This window comes from Dactylosporangium fulvum (assembly GCF_025137375.1).
Classification (GTDB): Bacteria; Actinomycetota; Actinomycetes; order Mycobacteriales; family Micromonosporaceae; genus Dactylosporangium; species Dactylosporangium fulvum.
The window spans coordinates 1,327,683-1,345,881 of record NZ_CP073720.1 but is presented as its reverse complement, the minus strand read 5'-3'; the positions used below and the strand labels follow the sequence as shown (position 1 = coordinate 1,345,881).

Genomic DNA, 18,199 nt, shown 5'->3' with positions numbered 1-18,199 from the left:
GCCCTTGTGGACAACGCCGCGACGTGCCACGCAGAGGCCAGCGAACCGGTCACCCGCGGAGTAGCCTGCCCCGGATGGACAAGGACCCATCGAACAATCTGGTCGCGTTCCGGCTGCGGCAGGACGAACACCCCGCCGTCGGCCGTGGCCGCACCCGTGACGACGACGCCGTCCGGCAGGCCTGGCGGGAGGTCCAGCGGTCACACGGCGCGACCGGCGTCGACGTCGTCGAGCTCTACAGCGAGTGGGAGCCGTCGGCGGCCGACCTCGCGTTCATCGAGGACGAGTTCCCGAGCGCCCGGTTGACGTACTCCTTCTCCCGCCCTGAGACCGGGGACTGGGACGCCGCCCTCGCCGAGGCTCACCGGGCGATGGCCTCCGCCGAGTTCGACCGCAACGTGCGCCACGCCGAGAGCAACGGCGAACTGCTGCCGGTGCTGTGGAGCCTGTCGGCGCCGAACGGTGCGATGGCCAACGCGCTACCGTTCCAGGAGGTCGTGCCGGGCCGGCTGGTCGTGGCACTGGCCATGGTGGCGATGACCGAGCGGGGCACGATCGGCATGAGCCACGTCATGGAGCGTGACGGGTTCGGCGATCGCCTGGCGGAGTCGTTCGGCAACCTGACGCGGGGCCTGCGGGTGGACGCGCTCGACAACGGGATGCTCGCGCTGCGCCGCGAGGGCATGTTCGTCTCGTCCGCCGTCGCCCTGCCGGACTTCCCGCAGCGCATGATGCAGCTGCTGGAGACCGACCGGATCGTCGTCGCGATCCCCGACCCGGACAACCTGCTCGTGGCCGCGGCCGGCAGTCCGCCCGCCGCCGCGTTCGGCCGGATCGTGCGGGAGTCGCCGGTCCAGCCGTCCGAGCTGGTGCCCACGCTGCTGGAGGCCGACCGGTCCGGCCTGCGGGTGGTCGACGAACGTCCATAGGTCCAAACGTATTCGTATCAATCTATACAACATGCGGACACACGGTGTTCATGGGCGAGCCCGAGGGTGAGCCCATGAACAGGCTCAGCCGCCGCACATTCGTCCTCGGTGGGCTCGCCACCGCCGGAGCCGTCGCGGTCTCCAAGAGCGCTCTGGCTGCCGTGCCCTACCCCTTCAAGCTCGGTGTCGCCTCCGGCGACCCGGACGCCGACAGCGTCGTCCTCTGGACCCGCCTGGCACCTTCCCCGCTCAACGCCGATGGGCAGGGCGGCATGGGCACCGCCGACGTCGCCGTCGACTGGCAGGTCTCGACCACCGAAACCTTCGCCTCGCTGGTCGCGTCGGGCACGGTGACGGCCCGCTACGCCGAGGCGCACTCGGTCCACGTCGTGGCGGGCGGGCTCGACCCGGACGCCGAGTACTACTACCGGTTCCGCGCGCAAGGCCACATCTCGCCGGTCGGCCGGACCCGCACCGCCCCGGCGGTGACCACGCTCGGGCGCGACTTCACGATGGCGTTCGCCTCGTGCGCGCACTTCGAGTCGGGGTACTACACGGCGTACCGGCGGATGGCCGACGACCGTCCCGACCTGATCCTGCACCTGGGTGACTACATCTACGAGGGCGGGGCGGGCTCGTCCGGGGTGCGGCAGCATCTCGGCAGCGAGATCGTCTCGCTCGCCGACTACCGGCGACGCTACGCGCAGTACAAGTCGGACCCCGATCTCCAGGCGGCCCACGCCGTCGCGCCCTGGCTGGTGGTCCCGGACGACCACGAGGTCGAGAACAACTACGCCGGCATGGTGCGCGCCGACAGCAGCCCGGCGCTGACCACGGCGCAGTGGACCGCCCGGCGCACCGCGGCCTACCAGGCGTACTACGAGAACATGCCACTGCGGCCGGCCAACAAGAACAGCGGCAACACGATCCAGCTGTACCGCCGGGTCCGCTGGGGCCAGCTGGCCACGTTCCACATGCTCGACACCCGGCAGTTCCGCAACGACCAGGCCTGCGGCGACGGCTGGAAGGTCTGCGCCGACGCCGACCTCGCCAGCCGCAGCCTGCCCGGCACCGCGCAGGAAAACTGGCTGCTCGACGGGCTCGGCCAGCGCTTGAGCAACTGGGACATCATCGGTCAGCAGGTGTTCTTCGCCCGCCAGTACGACTCCGGCGGCGCGAGCAACATGGACGCCTGGGACGGCTACCGCGCCTCCAGGTCCCGTATCCAGCAGGGCTTCGTCGACCGCGGGGTGCGCAACCCCCTGGTCCTCACCGGTGACGTGCACGCGAGCTGGGGCAACGACCTCAAGGCCGACTACGCCAACCAGAGCTCGGCGACGATCGGCACCGAGCTGGTCTGCACCTCGATCACCTCGGGCGGCAACGGTTCGGCGACCACGACGATCCCCAACGGCGCCACGAACCCGCACATCAAGTTCTACTCGAACCGCCGGGGTTACGTCCGCACCCGGATCACCCGCGCGCAGATCACCGCGGACTTCCGCGGTCTCGCGTCGGTCACCGAGCACGGCGCCGCGGCCACCACCCTCAAGTCGTTCGCGATCCTCGACGGCCGCCCCGGCCTTCAGGCGCTGTAGGAGGACCTGCGCACATGGCTGCCTTCACCACCGCCGCGATCGCCGCGGCACTCGCCGCCACGTCGATGACGTGGACGACCGCGAACAGCGTCGCGACCGGCGACCAGGACGTGCCCGCGATCGCCGCGAACCGCAACGGCCATGTCGCCGTCGTGTGGGAGGACGACCGGGACAGCACCGACCCGGCGAACAACAACCACTCCGACGTCTGGCTGCGCCTGTTCACCAACGGCACGGCCACGTACGAGCTGAAACTGTCGGCCGGCGGCACCAGCGGTACCAACTGGAAGCACATCAGCCCCGACGTCGGCCTCGACGACAAGGGCAACGCGGTTGTGGTCTGGGCCGAGGACGCGGACGGCAACGGGGTGTTCAACATCCAGTACCGCGTGGTCTCGCCGGCCGGCTCCGTGCTCGCGTCGGGCCGTGCCAACGCCGACACCGCCGGCGACCAGATCCTGCCGAAGGTGGCGGTCGACCCGGACGGCGCTCCGTCGACGGCGGCGCCCGCGTTCACCGTCGTCTGGGAGGACGTGCAGGGCACGACGTACAGGGTCAAGGCCGCCGGCTACACCGCCGCGGCCACGAAGGCGTACGAGGTTTTCGCCAGCCAGACGACCGGCCAGCACCACCGGCCGGACGTGGCGGTCTCGGCGTCCGGCGACGCGCTGGTCGTGTGGGACGAGGACGGCGACGGCAACGGCTTCTACAACATCGGGCTGGTCGGCCTCGCCAAGGCCAACGGGGCCGTCACGCTGTCCCGCCGCACCGCGAACAGCCTCGGCGACGGCCAGCAGCGGCACCCGGCGATCGCGGCGACCTTCAACGGCGACTTCGCGGTCGCCTGGGAGTCCGACCACACCGGGACCGCCGGCGTATGGACCCGGTCGTTCGGGGCCGGCGCCGTGGCCCGCAGCGCTGAGGCGCTCGTCGCGAACGGGGGCGCCGACCCGGTCATCGGCATCGACGGCCAGACGAACTCGGTCGTCGGCTGGTCGGTCGCCGGCGCCGATCCGGACGTCTGGGTCCGCGGCTTCAACGCCGACGGTACGGGCACCGGCCGCCTCCCCGCACAGATCCTGAGTCAGGTGACGACGGGCCGGCAGGAGCAGATCGCCGTCGCGGTGTCGAACTGGGGCGAACTCAGCGTCGTCTACACCGACGACAACGACGGCAACACGTTCGACCAGGTGATCCTCGGTACCGGAGGAGCCAACTCCGACTGGTGAACGGGACCGGAGGGGGCGGTGCACCGCTCCCTCCGGCCATCGCGCGCTATAGTTGAAGCATCAACGAGTAGGGAGCGCGCACATGATCCAGGTCGAGGTGTGGTCGGACATCGTCTGCCCCTGGTGCTACATCGGCAAGCGGCGCCTGGAGCGGGCCCTCTCCGACTTCACCGGCGAGGTGACCGTGGAGTGGCGCAGCTTCCAGCTCGACCCGTCGACCCCGGTCGGCGACCCGCGGCCGGTCGCCGAGTCCCTCGCCGTGCGCAAGGGCCTGTCGCCCACGCAGGTGCGGGAGATGTTCGCGCACGTGACACGGATCGCCGCCGAGGAGGGCCTCGCGTACGACTTCGACCGCGTCCGCACAGCCAACACGCTCGACGCACACCGGCTGCTGCACTTCGCCAAGGCCCACGGGAAGCAGGGCGAGCTGAAGGAACGGCTGATGCGGTCGTACTTCACGGAGGGTGGCGACGTCGGCGACCAGGCGGTGCTGGCCGGCCTGGCCGGCGAGGTCGGGCTCGACGAGGTGGCGGCCAAGCAGGCACTCGCCGAGGGTGCCTACGCCGACGCGGTGCAGGAGGACATCACGACCGCCCGGGCGTACGGGATCACGGGCGTGCCGTTCTTCGTCTTCGACCGCAGGCTCGGTGTCTCCGGCGCCCAGCCGCTGGAGGTCTTCCAGCAGGCGCTGCAGCAGTCGTCGCTGACCGTGCTCGGCTCGCCCGACGCCGGCTCGTGCGACGACGACTCGTGCGCCATCTGAATCGCACGTGCAGATGCGGGTGCGAATCATAGGCCGGGCGGACACACAGTCAAGAGGCAGGAACGTTCGCATGTGCACCGGTGAACGTGAATGACTGCTTTTCGGCGGGCGCAGATCGACCACCCGGTTCTACCCTTGCTCACTATGAGCGCTGACGTGCTGCACAGCTACCGGATGCAGGTCGCCCGTGGGGTCCGGCGCCTGGCCGCCGACGACACGGAGCAGGTGGCGGAGCTGCTGGAACGGCTCGGTTACCCGCAAGCTGAGACCAACATCGCGGAGCGGTTGCAGCGCTGGGTGGAGCACCCCGACGGCGCCTCGTTCGTCTGGGACGAGCGAGGCCGCCTGCTGGGCGTCGTCGCCGCGCACATCATCCCGTCCTTCGAGAAGGACGGCGCCTGGCTGCGCATCGTCGCCCTCGCCGTGTCGGAGTCGGCACGCGGTCGGGGCATCGGCACCAGCCTCGTCGCGGCGGCCGAGACGTTCGGGCTCATGCGTGGCTGCTCGAGCGTCGAGGTGACCAGCCTGCGCAGCCGGGAGGGCGCCCACGCGTTCTACCGGGCACTGGGCTACCGGGACCGTTCGGACGCCGCCGGCCGCTTCCTGCGCCAGCTCCCGTAGCCGGTCGCTGCCGGCCTTCACCCCACCGCGGCCGGTGCCGGTCTCGCGCGCCCCGCGCCTGCGGGCAACTGCGGCCTTGGAGCGGATTTCCCCGAAATGCGACTTCGTTCAGAAGGCGCGAAATCCTAGCCCGCCAGCCGGACCGCCAGAGCCCTCGCGACCTGCACCAGACCGTCGTCCACAGCCGCCGGAAGGTCGCCGCCGTTCAGGTTCGCCACCGACACGACCACGATCAGGTTGCTCACCCGCATCGTGATGATCTGCGGCCGGCCGATCGCCTCCGTCCGCTGCCGGATCGCCTGGTCACCGACGCCCTGCAGGCGCTCGGTGCCGCCGCCGGTGACCGCGATCGCGTCGAGGGACCGCGACGCCAGCTCCGGCCCGCCCACCCGGCCCTGCTTGGACACGACGGTGAACCCGACGTTGATCTGCGTCGCACCGTCGGTGGCCGTGCAGTTCTCCCCCGACGCCTCGAGCTGGGCACTCGGCAGCACCGGCGCGACCGTCGTGGCGTCGAGCACCGCGCAGCCGGGGACAGCCTTGAACCGGCCCTGCTCGGCGAACACCCCGACGGAGTACAGGACGCCCAGCACGGTCGCCGTGGCGCCGACGAGCACAACCGCCGACACCAGGACAATTCGCCACAAGCGCTGCATCGCGACAGTCTAGGCCAGCGGGCGGGCCGGACAGCCGGACGGAAACTGTCGGACCGGCATGCGACCATGTCCGCCCGCCCTCAGCTTGTGGGCAAGTTGAAAACCGGATTAAGCCCGTGGCCGGCGGCCCGCGGGCCCTGATATCACCATGGCAGTGGAACCACATGCACCTCTGTATGCAGAGTCGACCATGACCGTCCCTCGGCAGCGCCCCGCCAGCCAGCTCGCGGCACCGGCCGCGCGGCCCGTGGAGCACAACAGCTCCGGACGGTTCCTGCTCCGCACCCTTTTCTGGAGCGGCCTGGCCGTCGCCCTGCTGCCGTGGTGGCTGGGGACCGAGACCGGTTCGATCGACACCGCCGCCGACCTGTTCCAGTCGGCCGGGCGGGTGACCGGGCTCGTCGCCGGTTATCTGCTGCTCATCCAGGTCGTCCTGATGAGCCGGGTGGACTTCCTCGAGCGGTGGATCGGCGCGCGCCACCTGGGCCTGTGGCACCGGGAGCTCGGCGGCGCCGTGCTCGTCATGATCCTGACGCACGCGGCGCTGATCACGGTCGGTTACTCCTATGCCGACCGCGTCGGGTTCATCAGCGAGCTGGGCACGATCCTGACCGAGTACGAGGACATGGTCACCGCCTTCCTCGCCACCGGCATGCTCGTCTGCATCGGTCTGCTGAGCATCCGCGGGCTGCGCCGCGCCCTGCCGTATGAGTTGTGGTATTTCCTGCATCTGACCGCCTACCTCGCGCTGCTGCTGGGCTTCGCGCATCAGTTCTCCAACGGGCAGGAGCTCTTCAGACCGGGCTTCGGCCGAACCGTCTGGATCGTCTTCTACGCGGTTGCCGTGGCCGCCGTGGTGTGGGGCCGGATCGTCGCGCCGCTCCGGCTCAACCTGCGCCACCGACTGCAGGTCGCCGACGTGGTGACCGAGGGCCCCGACATGGTGTCGATCTACATCACCGGGCAGCGGCTGGACGACCTCGACGCCCGGGCCGGGCAGTTCTTCCGCTGGCGGTTCCTCGCCCATGGGTACTGGTGGCAGGCACACCCGTTCTCGCTGTCGGCCGCACCCAACGGCCGCTGGCTGCGGCTCACCGTCAAGACCGTCGGCAGCCACACCCAGCAGTTGCGCCGGCTGCGGCCCGGCGTGCGGATCTTCGTCGAGGGCCCCTGGGGCGACTTCACCGCCAGCCGCCGGGTCAAGTCGCGCGCCGTCCTCATCGCGGCGGGCAGCGGCATCGCCCCGATCCGCGCGCTGCTGGAGGAGCTGCCGGCGGGCGCGGTGGTGATCTACCGGGCCAGCGCCGTGCACGACCTCCACCTGCGGCACGAGCTGGAGCACCTGGCCGAGCTGCGCCACGCCGACCTGTGGTTCGTCGTCGGCGACCGGCGTGATCCCGGCCCGCGCCGCCTGTTCACGCCGGGCGGCATGCGCGAGCTCGTCCCCGACATCACCGAGCGCGACGTGTACCTGTGCGGGCCCGACGGCCTGGTCGAACAGTCGCTCAAGGTGCTGCGCCGCCTGCGGGTGCCCCGCCGGCAGATCCACCTGGACCCCTTCGAGTTCTGAGAGAGTTGGTACTGCGGTGCGACGCGCGATGATCGCCCTGATGGGCACGGCAGCGGGCACGATCCTGCTGGTCGGCGCCAAGGCGGGCTTCAGCAGCCCGTCCGATCAGGCGATGAAGCCGGCCGCCAACGAGCCGCCACCGGGCGTGACGCCGAGCGGCTCCGCTCCCCCGGACTCCTCCGCCGCCCCGCAGCCCGTCGCCTCCGGCATGCCCGGCGCGTCGACCGGCACGACCACGGCGCCGACGACCGGGAAGACGACCGCGCCCGGCCAGCCGAAGCCGACGACGGCCGCGCCCAAGCCGCCGCGCACGACGATGAAGGACGGCACGTTCAAGGGCAACGCCGTCTACGTCGAGTACGGCAACGTCGAGCTGTCGATCGTCGTCTCCGGCGGCAAGATCACCGACATCAAGGTGCTCGACTCGCCCAGTGACCACTCCCGGTCGGTGCAGATCAACAACAGTGCGCTGCCGAAGCTGCGCGCCGAGGCCCTCGCGGCACAGAACGCGGACATCGACTCCGTCTCCGGCGCCACCTACACCAGCTCCGGATACAAGCTGTCGCTCCAGTCCGCGATCGACCGCGCGTACCAGTCGTAGCCATGGCGCACCTGGTCCGCGTCGAGCACGTGATGGGCATGGCGGTGAGCCTCGACCTGTCCGACGACCTGCCGTTGCCGGAGTTGGAGCGGCTCGCCGACGGTGTGTTCGACTGGCTCCGAGTGGTGGACACGATCTTCAGCACGTACAAGCCGGAGAGCGAGATCAGCCGTCTCGGCCGGGGCGATCTGCGCCGCTCCGACTGCTCACCGGTCGTCGGCGAGGTCCTCGACCGGTGCGCCGAGCTGTGGCGGGAGACGAACGGATACTTCGACGTGAACGCGGGCGGCACACTGGACCCGTCGGGCTACGTCAAGGGGTGGGCGGTCCAGCGGGCCTGCGACCGGCTGCTCGCCGACGGCTCCGCCAACCACTGCCTCAACGCCGGTGGCGACCTCTTCGTCCGCGGCGCTCCCAGCGGCCGCGAACGCTGGCGGATCGGCATCCGCCACCCCTGGGAGGCCCTGTCGGTGGCATGGGTGCTGGAGATCACCGACCGGGCGGTGGCGACCTCGGGCACCTACGAGCGCGGCCCCCACGTCCTGAACCCGTTCACCGGCAAGCCCGCGACGGCGCTGCGCTCGGTGACGGTCGTCGGCCCGGACCTCGGCACGGCGGACGCCTACGCCACGGCGGCCCTGGCCATGGGCCTGCCGGGCATCGACTGGCTGGCCACCCTCGAGGGCCACGAGAGCGCCGTGGTGACCGAGGACGGCCAGGCCCTGCGCTCGGACGCCCTGCCGGTGGCCACGGACGCTCGGTAGGCATGACGCCACGGAGGGGGCGGGCTACGAGATGGCCAGGTCGAGGTATTCGACCAGGTGCTCGTCGGTCGGGGCGGAGGCACCAGGGGTGAAGCGCAGGTAGCGGAGGCGTTTGCCGGTGCCCTGGAGCAGGCCGTGCGGGTCGGGGAGGTCGGCGCCGTGCTCGAAACCCACCTGCACGGCGTCGGTGCCGGGGAAGACGGCGGCCACGTAGCCGCGCTCGGGGTGGTGGAAGCCGAGGCCGTGCCAGCCGCGGTAGACGCGCTGAGCGAGCTCGGGGCGGGCGGCCAGGATGACGTCGCGCAGGTGGCGGGTCAGGGCGCTGATGTCGGGACAATGCTCCTCGAGCAGTTCCTCGAAGCCCGGCGGGCCGGCCACAATCATGCCCACCACCTCACCACACGGGTACGACAAAAACCCGCGGCTTTCCTACCAGGCGAACTCCTTGCCGCGGACCTCACCGCCGGGAAGCAGGCCGCGGCCGAGGTAGACCCATTTCTGGACCACGACGTACCGGTGGCCACGGGGCAGGCGCATCTCGAACGGGCCGCAGTCGTGCTCGGGGGCGAAGTCGGTGAACATCAGGCCGGCGCACCGGCGCGGCCCGTCCACCACGGCGCCGGTGTCGGCGTTGAGAACAGACATCGTCACGTCCGCCTGGATGCCGGGCAGCGCCTTCATGTGGCCGATCATCCGCACCGCGTCGGCGCTGGTCGCGTGGCACGGCTGGGCCAGCGCCGGGTGGCCGAGGTCCCGGGTGTCGCTGTTGGCGCACTCCCACGGGCCCCACGCGTCCGTCGCCTCGGCCGTGACCACACTCCGGCTGGACGCTTCGGCGGAGGTACTGTCCGGCTTCAGGACACCGTGTGTGCGGTTGGACCTGGACGTGGGGCCGACGCCCGGCATGCTGCTGCCGCTCCAGCCGGTCGCCGACGCCGCCGTCGCGTTGGCTCCAGGGGTCGTCGCGCCCGTGCCGCCGTCCGGCCGCTGGACGACGAAAAACCAGGTGGGGACGGCGAGGATCGCGAGCACCAGAGGTACCACCGCCAAATATGGCCCTCGGGAACGGGACGGCGCCGACCGGGGTCTCGGCACGACGGGGTATGGCGTGGTCGGGCCGTCGTCGACGGGTTGCGGCGGCATCGCCGGAAGGTGGCGGAGACGCTTCGCGACCAGCCGCAGCATCGCGGCGAGGTCCTTCGCCGACGGGCGGCGGCCCGGGCGCTTGTCCATGCACTGCTGGATGACGTGCCAGATCGCCTCGGGCATGCCCTCGACCGGGCGCGGCGACTCGTCGACGTGGCGGCGCAGGATCGTCCAGGCGGGGCCGCCCGCATACGTGGGACGGCCGGTCGTGAGCTCGAAGAGCACGACGCCGAGGGCGTAGACGTCGGCCGCCGGTGCCGGGCGCCCGCCGTAGACCGTCTCGGGGGCGACGTAGTTGGCCGTGCCGACGAGCGCGCCCGGCGTGGTCATGCTCGGGGTGTCGAGGATCCGGGCGATGCCGAAGTCGGTCAGCCGGCAGTGCAGCCTGCCGTCGACCCGGTCGAGCAGGATGTTGTCGGGCTTGAGGTCGCGGTGCACGATGCCGCGCCGGTGCGCCGCCGCGAGCGCCTCGGCGACCTGGGCGACCAGCAGGGCCGCTTCGGACGGCGGCAGGCTGCCACGCTCCTGCAGGTGGTCGCGCAGGCTCCCGCCCTCGACGAGGTCCATGACCAGGCCGAGCGAGGTCCCGACGGTCACCAGGTCGCGCACGCGCACGATGTGCGGATGCCGCAGCATGAGGAGGATCGCCCGCTCCTGGACGAACCGGTTGACGGCCTTCGGCTCGGCCATCAGGTCTTCACGCAGCAGCTTGACCGCGACCTGCTCGTCGCCGCTGAGGGACCGGGCCCGCCAGACGGTGCCCGTCCCGCCACCGCCGATCGGCTCGATCAGCTCGTATGCGTCACCGATCCGGTAACCCGTGAGGTCACCGGACTGATCTTCCAGTTGATCCTCGGTGTGGTGGCGCGCTTCGGGGGGAGTACGCATCGAAATATTGGTACAGAATGCAAGATGAAGGTCACAACCTGTACCAGGGAAGACGCCCCTAGAGGGTTACCCGCCGCGCGTTCAACAGCTTTACAGGTACCGATGCATGATATGAAAGTCGACCAACCCGTGCTTCGTGCTCTGGAAGCCGTCGGGGATGGTGCCGACGATGATGAACCCCAATGAGCGCCACAGCCGCACGGCGACGGTGTTGGTCGACACCACGGCATTGAACTGCATCGCCGTGTAGCCCAGCTCGCGAGCCCGGTCGAGGCAGTGCTCGCCCAGCGTGCGTCCGAGGCCGCGGCCGCGCGCCCGGGTCGAGACCATGAAGCTCGCGTTGGCGACATGCGCGCCGAGCTTGCCCTTGTTGGGCCCGACCTTGTACGTGCCGAGCACCTCGCCGTCCTCGACCGCCACCCAGATCTCGAACGGCGGGGCGAGCAGCCAATGCGCCCACGCGTCGGCCTCGGTGGAGTCCGGGTCGTTGTCGTAACTCTCACCGGCCGCGACCGTCTCGTGCCACACGTCCCACAGTCCTGGCCAGTCGGTGTCCACAAAGCGCCGGATCTCCACGCTGTTCATTCAACACGTCAGGTGGCAGGCTCTGCATTCGTGTTCGACGTGTTGAACGACGCATTCAGCCGCCAACCGTCCCCCAGCCGCGAGGTGGTCATCGCGACGGCGGTGCTCGCACTGCTCGCGGTGCTCTTCCGGCCGGTCTGGAAGGTCATGCGCAACTTCGTGACCATCGCACACGAGGGGGGCCACGCCCTCGCCGCAGTGCTGAGCGGCCGCCGGCTGTCCGGCATCCGGCTGCATTCGGACACGTCCGGGCTGACCCTGTCCCGCGGCCGTCCGACCGGCCCGGGCATGGTGATCACCGGCCTGGCCGGCTACATCACACCGTCCCTGCTGGGACTCGCCGCGGCCGCGATCCTGGGCGCCGGAAGGCTCACGATCCTGCTTTGGATCTTGTTGGTACTTCTGGTGCTGATGCTGATCATGATCCGAAACGTCTACGGCGTGATCTCGATCGTCGCGGCGGGCGCGATCGTCTTCGCCGTCTCGTGGTTCGCCTCGGCGGAGATCCAGGGCGCGTTCGCCTACGCCTTCGCGTGGTTCATGCTGCTCGGCGGCGTGCGGGCCGTGTTCGAGCTGCAGCAGTCCCGCTTCCGCCGCCAGGCCCCGAACTCGGACGCGGACCAGATCGCCCGGCTGACCCGCGTCCCGGCCATCGTCTACGTGGCGTTCTTCGTGCTGGTCTGCCTCGGATCGCTGGCCTTCGGCGTGCGGCTCATGCTGGGACCGGTGCAGGACTTGCTGTGACCACCTGACCGACCCGCTCCGCCTCCTCGAGATGGGGCCAGCCGGACAGGATGAACTCGTCGACGCCGACGGCCCTGTACTCGTCGAGCCGCGCACGGATCTCGGCCGGGTCCCCCACGAGCGCCGTGCCGGCACCCTCGCGGACCAGCCCGATGCCGGCCCAGAGGTTGGGGCCGATGACGAGGTCGCGCCCCCGGTTCAGCGCGGTCATGCGCGCCTGGCCGACCGAGTCCATCCGCTTGAAGCGGGCCTGCGCGGCGGCGATCCGGTCGGGGTCCATGCCCTTGAGCAGGCGGTCGGCCTCCGCCCAGGCCTGGTCGGCGTCGTCGCGGACGATGACGTGGACGCGAAGGCCGAACCTGAGCGGACGGGCCGCCTTGGCCTTGACCCGCTCGATCCGCTCCTTGACGGCGGCGGGCGGCTCGCCCCACATGAGATAGACGTCGGCGTGCCGGGCGGCGACGTCCTCGGCGGCCGGTGACGCCCCGCCGAAGTAGATGGGCGGCACGTCGTCGAGCGGCCTGGCCAGCCCGCCGCACTCGACGTGGTAGTAGTCGCCCTTGAAGTCGAAGGGCTCGCCCGTCCACGCCTCTCGCAGAATCTGCAGATACTCCTCGGTGCGGGCGTAGCGCCCGCCGTGGTCGACGAAGTCGCCATACGCCCGCTGCTCCACCGGATCGCCGCCCGTGACCACGTTGAGGGCCAGACGGCCGCCGGAGATCCACTGGAACGCCTCGGCCTGCTGGGCGAGCAGCGTCGGCAGCGTGAACCCGGTGCGGAACGCGACGAGCAGCTTCAACGTGGTCGTGTGCTGCGCGATCGCGGTACACATGACCAGGGGGTCCAGACAGCCGGCACCGACCGGCGTCAGGGCCGACCCGAATCCTGCTCGCTCCGCGGCACGCGCGACCTCCGAGAGGTAGGCGACGGTGGGCTGCCGGGCGTGGGCGGCTGCTCCGGCCGTGACCGTGGCCGAGCCGACCTGGTCGCCGTCTCCGGTGGTGGGCAGAAACCAGTGGTACGCAGTCATGAATCCCACTTTACCCACCTTCTTGGTAGGTGGGAATCACGGCCAAAATCTATTAGAATGTGTGTACGAAAGTTGCTCTTGACCTGGGAGGAGAGCGCCCGTGACCGTCCCCACCACCCCGCCCGGATCCGTCCCCTATGCGACGCTGCTGAGCTTCACCCGCTACGTGGGGCGCACCGGCCCGCGCAAGGCCAGCTTCGTCGGCGGGCTGCGCCGGCAGCGTGAGTCGGGCTCCGGATTCAACCCGCACGGGCAGCTGGTCAAGGCCCTCAAGGCCGACATCCAGTTCCGCACCGGCGGCACCTATCTCAACGCCGTCGTCGAGCAGGTCAACGCCCGCTGGAAGCCGCTCTACGAGTCGGTGGTGCCCGGCGCGCTGAAATACCTGGAGTCGCTGGACACCCCGGTCGAGGTCACCCCGACCCGCGACACGCTCGGCATGGTCGGCTCGCTTCCGGTCAAGATCAACCCGCACTTCGGCCTGCGATATGCCGACGGCCGCGGCGAGGCGGTCCGCCTGCACTTCGACGAGGACCCGCCCCAGGACGAGGCCGCGGTCGCCACGCTGCACCTGATGACCCGCCACATGGACCTGGTCCTGCCCAACGCCACCCCGGTCCTGGTCGACATCCGCCGCGGCGACGTGCTCCGACCCGACCCGACCGTCAAGCCGAAGGAAGTCGAACGCTGGCTGGCCGGCGAAGCGGCCGCCTTCTCCGCCATGTGGGGCGCGACGGCTTAACTCCCCCCTCGCGGGAGCGGGCAAGGCGCGCCTCCCCCGGCAGCCTTGCCCGCTCCCGCGCACCTCTCGCACCCGCCCTCAAACCGGCTCAGCGGGCCGGCCCGCACCGCGCTCACAACAACGGGCAGTGCCGCGTTCGGCCGCCTGCACGGAATGCGGTCATGGCTGCGGGCTTGTCCGCGTGGCTCGCCGTGTCGAACAGGGCGCGCGACGACGTCCGGACCCTCGGCTGCCCCTGCGGCGACGGCCAGAGTTGCAGCGTCAACCACGCCCAACTCGACCACGCTCAACCCGGCCATGCTCAACCCGGCCATGCTCAACCCGGCCATGCTCAACCCGACCAGGCTCAACCCGACCAGGCTCAACCCGACCAGGCTCAACCCAGCCAGGCTCAACCGGCCAGGCTCAATCCGCCCAACTCCGCCAGCTCGACCACGCCAGACTCCGCCACGCTCGGCCCGGCCAGGCTCGGCCCGGCCAGGCTCGGCCCGGCCAGGCTCGGCCCGGCCAGGCTCGGCCCGGCCAGGCTCGGCCCGGCCAGGCTCGGCCCGGCCAGGCTCGGCCCGGCCAGGCTCGGCCCGGCCAGGCTCGGCCAGGCTCAACTGCGCCAGGCTTCGCCACGCCCAACTCCGCCAGTTCGACCACGCTCGACTCCGCCACGCTCGACCGCCACCGACGTGCCGTGGACGGTCGCAGCGGGCCCGGAGATCCGGGGCCCGATCGCCGCGCTCGCCCTGGTCTCGGCCGGCCGCCTGGCCGCACTCCCCCAGCTGTCCGGCGCAGGCGCCGCCGCCCTCACGACCCGCCTCGCTCCTGCGTAACGCCGGCACCCCCGCGCTCACGCCGGCACCGTCGCGCTCCGCCAGGCTCGGCCATGCCACGCCGGAAAGGTCGGGCTGGACGGTCGTCGCGTGCGGATTTGGTGCCGAGGTTCAGAACGCATCAGTGTGCACACGGGAAGCCGAGGCCGACACATCGATCGTCTCCGCATCCGTCCGTGCCGCTTCCTCATGATCGCGAAGACTTTGTGCCGCCAGCGGCACCACAACTGATTGCGAAAGGTTCGCGATCATGGACGCCCAGCGCTCAAAAGGCGGAGTGTCGGGGCTCGGCCGTAGTCGACAACGTTGACCTTGGTGAAAATCCGTGGCCAGGGGCACGGAAATCGACCAAGGTCAAGTTGCTTGGCCAATGATCGCGGTTAGTTCGCGATCTTCAGGCCGAGAGCCAGCCGCCAGCCGAAAACAAGCGCCAACCGGGAGCCAGCCGAGGCGCTGGCCGAGCCGACCAAGCCGACCAAGCCGCAGACCAAGCTGGCCGAGCCGACCAAGCCAACCGAGCCACAGGCCAAGCCTCAGACCAAACCGGCCGAGCGCAGACCAAACCGCAGACTTGAGCCGGCCGAGGCGCTCATCGAGCCGAGCCGACCAAGCCGCCGACCGAGGCGGTGACCGAGGCGGTGACCGAGGCGGCCGAGCCGACCGAGGCGGCCGAGCCGACCGAGGCGGCCGAGCCGACCGAGGCGGCCGAGCCGACCGAGGCGGCCGAGCCGACCGAGGCGGGTTTTGGTCTTGGAGAGTTGTGGCCGTCAGAGGGGCCGAAATACTCCAACGTCTTGCTGAACTGTCACAGGTGAGCTGGCTCCAGGGACTGGGGAGCAGCGCACAGGGGCGGGATCTCGTCCGGAGGCAGCGGGCGGGCGAAATGGAAGCCCTGGGCCAGCGTGTATCCCAGCTCCAACAGCCTCGTCGCCTGGGCCGCGGTCTCCACGCCCTCGGCCACCGCCTCCAGCCGGAGCGCCTGGGCGATCTCGCTGATCGAGGTGGCGATCGCCTCCTGCTCCACCGTGCCGGTCACGCCGTCCACGAAGGACTTGTCCACCTTCAACACGTCGACCGGACACGACCGCAGGAGGCCCAATGATGAGTGGCCTGTGCCGAAATCGTCCAGCGCGATCTTCACGCCGAGCCTGTGCAGCGACCGTACGGTGTCCAGCGCCCGGCCTCCACCGAACACCGCGGTCTCCGTGATCTCGATTGTCAGCCGCGCGGGGTCGAGGCCTGACTCCTCGAGCGTCGACGCCACCGTCTCGACGAAGGTCGGCTCCAGCAGCTGGCGGGCCGAAGCGTTCACGCTGATCTTGCCGGGGGCGGCGGCACCGAGCTGTGCCGACCAGGCTGCCGCCTGCAGGCAGGCCTGCCGCAGGACCCATGCGCCGATCGGCACGATCAGACCGGTCCGCTCCGCGACCGGGACGAAGGACGCCGGTGAGACCGGGCCCCGGGTCGGGTGGTGCCAGCGGACCAGGGCCTCGACGCCGCGGATCGTGCCGTCCGGCAGGCCGACGATCGGCTGGTAGACGACCCGCAGCTCGGCACGGTCGAGTGCCTGCGACAGTTCCGCGGCGATTTGCGCGTGCTCGACCGCGTGGGCGTCCAACTCCGGGCCGTACTCGACCCAGCGGCTCTTGCCGAGTTCCTTCGCCGCGTACATCGCCATGTCCGCGCGGCGCAGGAGGTCACTCGCGTCGCAGTCGACGGTGTGCCGGGCCAGGCCGATGCTCGCCTGGATCAGCAGTTCGTAGCCGGCCGCGCGTACCGGGGCCGACAGGGCGTCGATGAAGGCCTCGACGATCCGGGCGCTGTCCTGCGCCGTCGCGTCCGGGAGCAGTACGGCGAACTCGTCCCCGCCCAGCCGCGCCACCACGTCGCCGGGCCGGACGCAGGTCCGTAACCGCTCGCTCACCTCGACCAGCAACGCGTCGCCGACCGCGTGGCCGAGGCGGTCGTTGATGGCCTTGAAGTCGTCGAGGTCGACCAGCGCGAGGGCCAGGTCGCCGCCGGACAGGGACGACACGGCCTCGCGGACCGCCTGGGCGGTGTGGGAGGCGAACAGGGCGCGGTTCGCCAGGCCGGTCAGCGCGTCGTGCGAGGCCTGGTGGCTCAGCTGGTCCTGGTACCGCCGCGCCTCGGTGATGTCGCGGCCGTTGATGACGACCCCGCGGACGCTGGTGTCGTGGAGCAGGTTCGTGGTGACGACCTCGAACCAGCGCCACGTGTCGTCGGGATGGCGCAGGCGCAGCTGCACGGTCACGGTGGCGCCGGGCGCGGAGAGGCCGTTGTACGTGCGCAGCAGTTCGTCCGCGTCGGCGGGGTGCACGAGGTCGAGCAGGGTCATGCCGACGACCGAGGAGCGTCCGGTGAACCGCAGGAGGCTCGGGCTGCCGTACGTCACGATGTTGCGCTCGTCGGTGATGGCGAAGATGTCGGAGGAGTTCTGGACCAGCGAACGGAACCGGCGCTCGTGCCGGCGCAGTTCGAACATGCTGGCGTCGACGCGGGCCAGCAGGAGGGTGTTCTCGTAGAAGGAGATCAGCTGGCGGGCCACGACGAGCAGGGTGAGCAGGACCGAGCCGCCGACGAGGACGCGGGTGTCGCCCGGGTTGTCGCCGATGCCGGCGAGGACGAAGCCGTCGGCTATGACGATCGCCGCGTACGGCAGGATGCTGAACGGCCGGGACCTGCCGGCGTCGGGCGCCGAGCGGGGCAGCGCGCGCCGCTGGGTCAGCGCGGCCCACGCGACGCCGACGCAGCAGACCGGGATCGAGAACTGGCAGTCGTTCAGGTACGGCTTGCCGGTCAGCAGCGGCGCGGCACCGCCGGCGACGGCCCCGGCGAGCAGGGTGCCGCCCAGGATCCACAGCGCGCGGCGGTCGACGCCCCCGGTTCCGGCGAGGGCCACCTTGGCGATCGCGACCAGCGCCGCCATGACGATCAACAACATCCCGAAGAGGGTCCACAGCGTGCCGGTCGCCCGGGTGAGCTCGATCGACGCCCGGACGGCGACGAACCACGTCATGAGGCCGGCGGCGGCGATGACGATCGTGATGTCCAGCCCGAACGTGAGCAGGTCGTGGCCGCTCCGGCGGCGGATGGGCAGCCGGAGCAGTCCCCAGAGCAGGACGAGGACGGCGGCGACGTACAACAGCATCGAGAGCGAACTGGCGCGCTGCGTCGGCGCGCCGGGACCGGCCAGGGCGTCGTAGGCGCTGCTCAGCACGGCGGCGAAGAGGACCAGCAGGGTGATCCCGAGGTGCCGCCAGAACCGGCCGGTCTTCGGGTCGTGCGCGCCCGCGGCGGTCCGGAAGCACGCGACCGCGGAGATGATCGCGGACGCGGGGGCGGGCAGCCAGCCGATGGCCGGGTGGATCAGGACGTGCGGCCACTGCGCGACGAGCCAGCCGACACTGAGCACGGCGAGCGCGACAGACCAGCGCAACGGCCGGGCATCCACCGACATCGCCTCTCCCCCATCGCCCGGAACGGGACGGACG

At 70.8% G+C, this 18,199-nt stretch carries 18 protein-coding genes; 12 read left to right on the top strand and 6 right to left on the bottom strand.

Going from position 1 to position 18,199, the window contains the following annotated elements; genetic code table 11:
* Positions 1-74: 74 nt before the first annotated feature.
* The 5 genes from Dfulv_RS06240 (at position 75) to Dfulv_RS06220 (ending at position 5,140) form a co-directional block, all read left to right on the top strand.
* On the top strand, positions 75-929 hold the full coding sequence (locus Dfulv_RS06240; RefSeq protein ID WP_259861663.1) for a hypothetical protein: 855 nt from the start codon (positions 75-77) through the stop codon (positions 927-929).
* Between the two features lie 74 nt (positions 930-1,003).
* A complete protein-coding gene (locus Dfulv_RS06235; protein WP_259861661.1) occupies positions 1,004-2,527 on the top strand; it encodes an alkaline phosphatase D family protein in 1,524 nt (507 codons plus the stop codon).
* Positions 2,528-2,541: 14 nt separating this feature from the next.
* Entirely contained in the window at positions 2,542-3,756 is a 1,215-nt protein-coding gene (locus Dfulv_RS06230) for a hypothetical protein (protein ID WP_259861660.1), read from the top strand.
* A gap of 82 nt (positions 3,757-3,838) precedes the next feature.
* Complete coding sequence (locus Dfulv_RS06225) at positions 3,839-4,519, top strand: DsbA family oxidoreductase (protein ID WP_259861659.1); 681 nt, start codon at positions 3,839-3,841, stop codon at positions 4,517-4,519.
* 144 nt (positions 4,520-4,663) lie between these two features.
* Positions 4,664-5,140, top strand: a complete 477-nt coding sequence (locus Dfulv_RS06220) for a GNAT family N-acetyltransferase (protein WP_259861658.1) — start codon at positions 4,664-4,666, stop codon at positions 5,138-5,140.
* A gap of 125 nt (positions 5,141-5,265) precedes the next feature.
* Here the strand turns inward: Dfulv_RS06220 and Dfulv_RS06215 are convergent, their stop codons facing one another.
* A complete protein-coding gene (locus Dfulv_RS06215; RefSeq protein WP_259861657.1) occupies positions 5,266-5,796 on the bottom strand; it encodes a hypothetical protein in 531 nt (176 codons plus the stop codon).
* A 190-nt stretch (positions 5,797-5,986) separates the two neighbouring features.
* Here Dfulv_RS06215 and Dfulv_RS06210 point away from each other — a divergent pair, with 190 nt between their 5' ends.
* Genes Dfulv_RS06210 through Dfulv_RS06200 form a run of 3 tightly spaced genes read left to right on the top strand, consistent with a single transcriptional unit; the run spans position 5,987 to position 8,731 of the window.
* Positions 5,987-7,366: a ferredoxin reductase family protein gene (locus Dfulv_RS06210; RefSeq protein ID WP_259861656.1), complete on the top strand. Its 1,380-nt coding sequence runs from the start codon at positions 5,987-5,989 to the stop codon at positions 7,364-7,366.
* Positions 7,367-7,406: 40 nt separating this feature from the next.
* On the top strand, positions 7,407-7,967 hold the full coding sequence (locus tag Dfulv_RS06205; RefSeq protein ID WP_259861655.1) for an FMN-binding protein: 561 nt from the start codon (positions 7,407-7,409) through the stop codon (positions 7,965-7,967).
* Positions 7,968-7,969: 2 nt separating this feature from the next.
* Positions 7,970-8,731: an FAD:protein FMN transferase gene (locus Dfulv_RS06200; RefSeq protein ID WP_319805766.1), complete on the top strand. Its 762-nt coding sequence runs from the start codon at positions 7,970-7,972 to the stop codon at positions 8,729-8,731.
* Between the two features lie 24 nt (positions 8,732-8,755).
* Here Dfulv_RS06200 and Dfulv_RS06195 read toward each other — a convergent pair whose 3' ends face one another.
* From Dfulv_RS06195 to Dfulv_RS06185, 3 genes are all read right to left on the bottom strand, one after another.
* Positions 8,756-9,115: a DUF1801 domain-containing protein gene (locus Dfulv_RS06195; protein WP_259867470.1), complete on the bottom strand. Its 360-nt coding sequence runs from the start codon at positions 9,113-9,115 to the stop codon at positions 8,756-8,758.
* A 45-nt stretch (positions 9,116-9,160) separates the two neighbouring features.
* A complete protein-coding gene (locus Dfulv_RS06190; protein ID WP_259861654.1) occupies positions 9,161-10,765 on the bottom strand; it encodes a serine/threonine-protein kinase in 1,605 nt (534 codons plus the stop codon).
* 90 nt (positions 10,766-10,855) lie between these two features.
* Complete coding sequence (locus Dfulv_RS06185) at positions 10,856-11,350, bottom strand: GNAT family N-acetyltransferase (RefSeq protein ID WP_259861653.1); 495 nt, start codon at positions 11,348-11,350, stop codon at positions 10,856-10,858.
* A gap of 30 nt (positions 11,351-11,380) precedes the next feature.
* On the opposite strand from Dfulv_RS06185, the gene Dfulv_RS06180 reads away from it, so the two are divergent.
* Positions 11,381-12,094: a M50 family metallopeptidase gene (locus Dfulv_RS06180; protein ID WP_259861652.1), complete on the top strand. Its 714-nt coding sequence runs from the start codon at positions 11,381-11,383 to the stop codon at positions 12,092-12,094.
* Here Dfulv_RS06180 and Dfulv_RS06175 read toward each other — a convergent pair.
* Entirely contained in the window at positions 12,063-13,124 is a 1,062-nt protein-coding gene (locus Dfulv_RS06175; RefSeq protein WP_259861651.1) for an LLM class flavin-dependent oxidoreductase, read from the bottom strand. The two genes, Dfulv_RS06180 and Dfulv_RS06175, sit on opposite strands and share 32 nt — an antisense overlap.
* A 100-nt stretch (positions 13,125-13,224) precedes the next feature.
* Here Dfulv_RS06175 and Dfulv_RS06170 point away from each other — a divergent pair, with 100 nt between their 5' ends.
* From Dfulv_RS06170 to Dfulv_RS06160, 3 genes are all read left to right on the top strand, one after another.
* The gene (locus tag Dfulv_RS06170; RefSeq protein WP_259861650.1) at positions 13,225-13,866 is read left to right on the top strand and encodes a hypothetical protein; all 642 of its coding nucleotides are present in this window, start codon (positions 13,225-13,227) and stop codon (positions 13,864-13,866) included.
* A gap of 677 nt (positions 13,867-14,543) precedes the next feature.
* The gene (locus tag Dfulv_RS06165) at positions 14,544-14,687 is read left to right on the top strand and encodes a hypothetical protein (protein ID WP_259861649.1); all 144 of its coding nucleotides are present in this window, start codon (positions 14,544-14,546) and stop codon (positions 14,685-14,687) included.
* A 626-nt stretch (positions 14,688-15,313) separates the two neighbouring features.
* The gene (locus Dfulv_RS06160; RefSeq protein ID WP_259861648.1) at positions 15,314-15,502 is read left to right on the top strand and encodes a hypothetical protein; all 189 of its coding nucleotides are present in this window, start codon (positions 15,314-15,316) and stop codon (positions 15,500-15,502) included.
* Here Dfulv_RS06160 and Dfulv_RS06155 read toward each other — a convergent pair.
* A complete protein-coding gene (locus tag Dfulv_RS06155; RefSeq protein WP_259861647.1) occupies positions 15,493-18,165 on the bottom strand; it encodes a putative bifunctional diguanylate cyclase/phosphodiesterase in 2,673 nt (890 codons plus the stop codon). The genes Dfulv_RS06160 and Dfulv_RS06155 overlap by 10 nt on opposite strands.
* Positions 18,166-18,199 lie beyond the last annotated feature (34 nt).

Bases quoted from the DNA above. Each gene is read 5' to 3' on its own strand.
- Dfulv_RS06190 (WP_259861654.1), bottom strand. From the start codon at position 10,765: ATGCGTACTCCCCCCGAAGCGCGCCACCACACCGAGGATCAACTGGAA.
- Dfulv_RS06185 (WP_259861653.1), bottom strand. From the start codon at position 11,350: ATGAACAGCGTGGAGATCCGGCGCTTTGTGGACACCGACTGGCCAGGA.
- Dfulv_RS06175 (WP_259861651.1), bottom strand. From the start codon at position 13,124: ATGACTGCGTACCACTGGTTTCTGCCCACCACCGGAGACGGCGACCAG.
- Dfulv_RS06210 (WP_259861656.1), top strand. From the start codon at position 5,987: ATGACCGTCCCTCGGCAGCGCCCCGCCAGCCAGCTCGCGGCACCGGCC.
- Dfulv_RS06195 (WP_259867470.1), bottom strand. From the start codon at position 9,115: ATGATTGTGGCCGGCCCGCCGGGCTTCGAGGAACTGCTCGAGGAGCAT.
- Dfulv_RS06240 (WP_259861663.1), top strand. From the start codon at position 75: ATGGACAAGGACCCATCGAACAATCTGGTCGCGTTCCGGCTGCGGCAG.
- Dfulv_RS06215 (WP_259861657.1), bottom strand. From the start codon at position 5,796: ATGCAGCGCTTGTGGCGAATTGTCCTGGTGTCGGCGGTTGTGCTCGTC.
- Dfulv_RS06200 (WP_319805766.1), top strand. From the start codon at position 7,970: ATGGCGCACCTGGTCCGCGTCGAGCACGTGATGGGCATGGCGGTGAGC.
- Dfulv_RS06220 (WP_259861658.1), top strand. From the start codon at position 4,664: ATGAGCGCTGACGTGCTGCACAGCTACCGGATGCAGGTCGCCCGTGGG.
- Dfulv_RS06230 (WP_259861660.1), top strand. From the start codon at position 2,542: ATGGCTGCCTTCACCACCGCCGCGATCGCCGCGGCACTCGCCGCCACG.
- Dfulv_RS06235 (WP_259861661.1), top strand. From the start codon at position 1,004: ATGAACAGGCTCAGCCGCCGCACATTCGTCCTCGGTGGGCTCGCCACC.
- Dfulv_RS06225 (WP_259861659.1), top strand. From the start codon at position 3,839: ATGATCCAGGTCGAGGTGTGGTCGGACATCGTCTGCCCCTGGTGCTAC.
- Dfulv_RS06155 (WP_259861647.1), bottom strand. From the start codon at position 18,165: ATGTCGGTGGATGCCCGGCCGTTGCGCTGGTCTGTCGCGCTCGCCGTG.
- Dfulv_RS06205 (WP_259861655.1), top strand. From the start codon at position 7,407: ATGGGCACGGCAGCGGGCACGATCCTGCTGGTCGGCGCCAAGGCGGGC.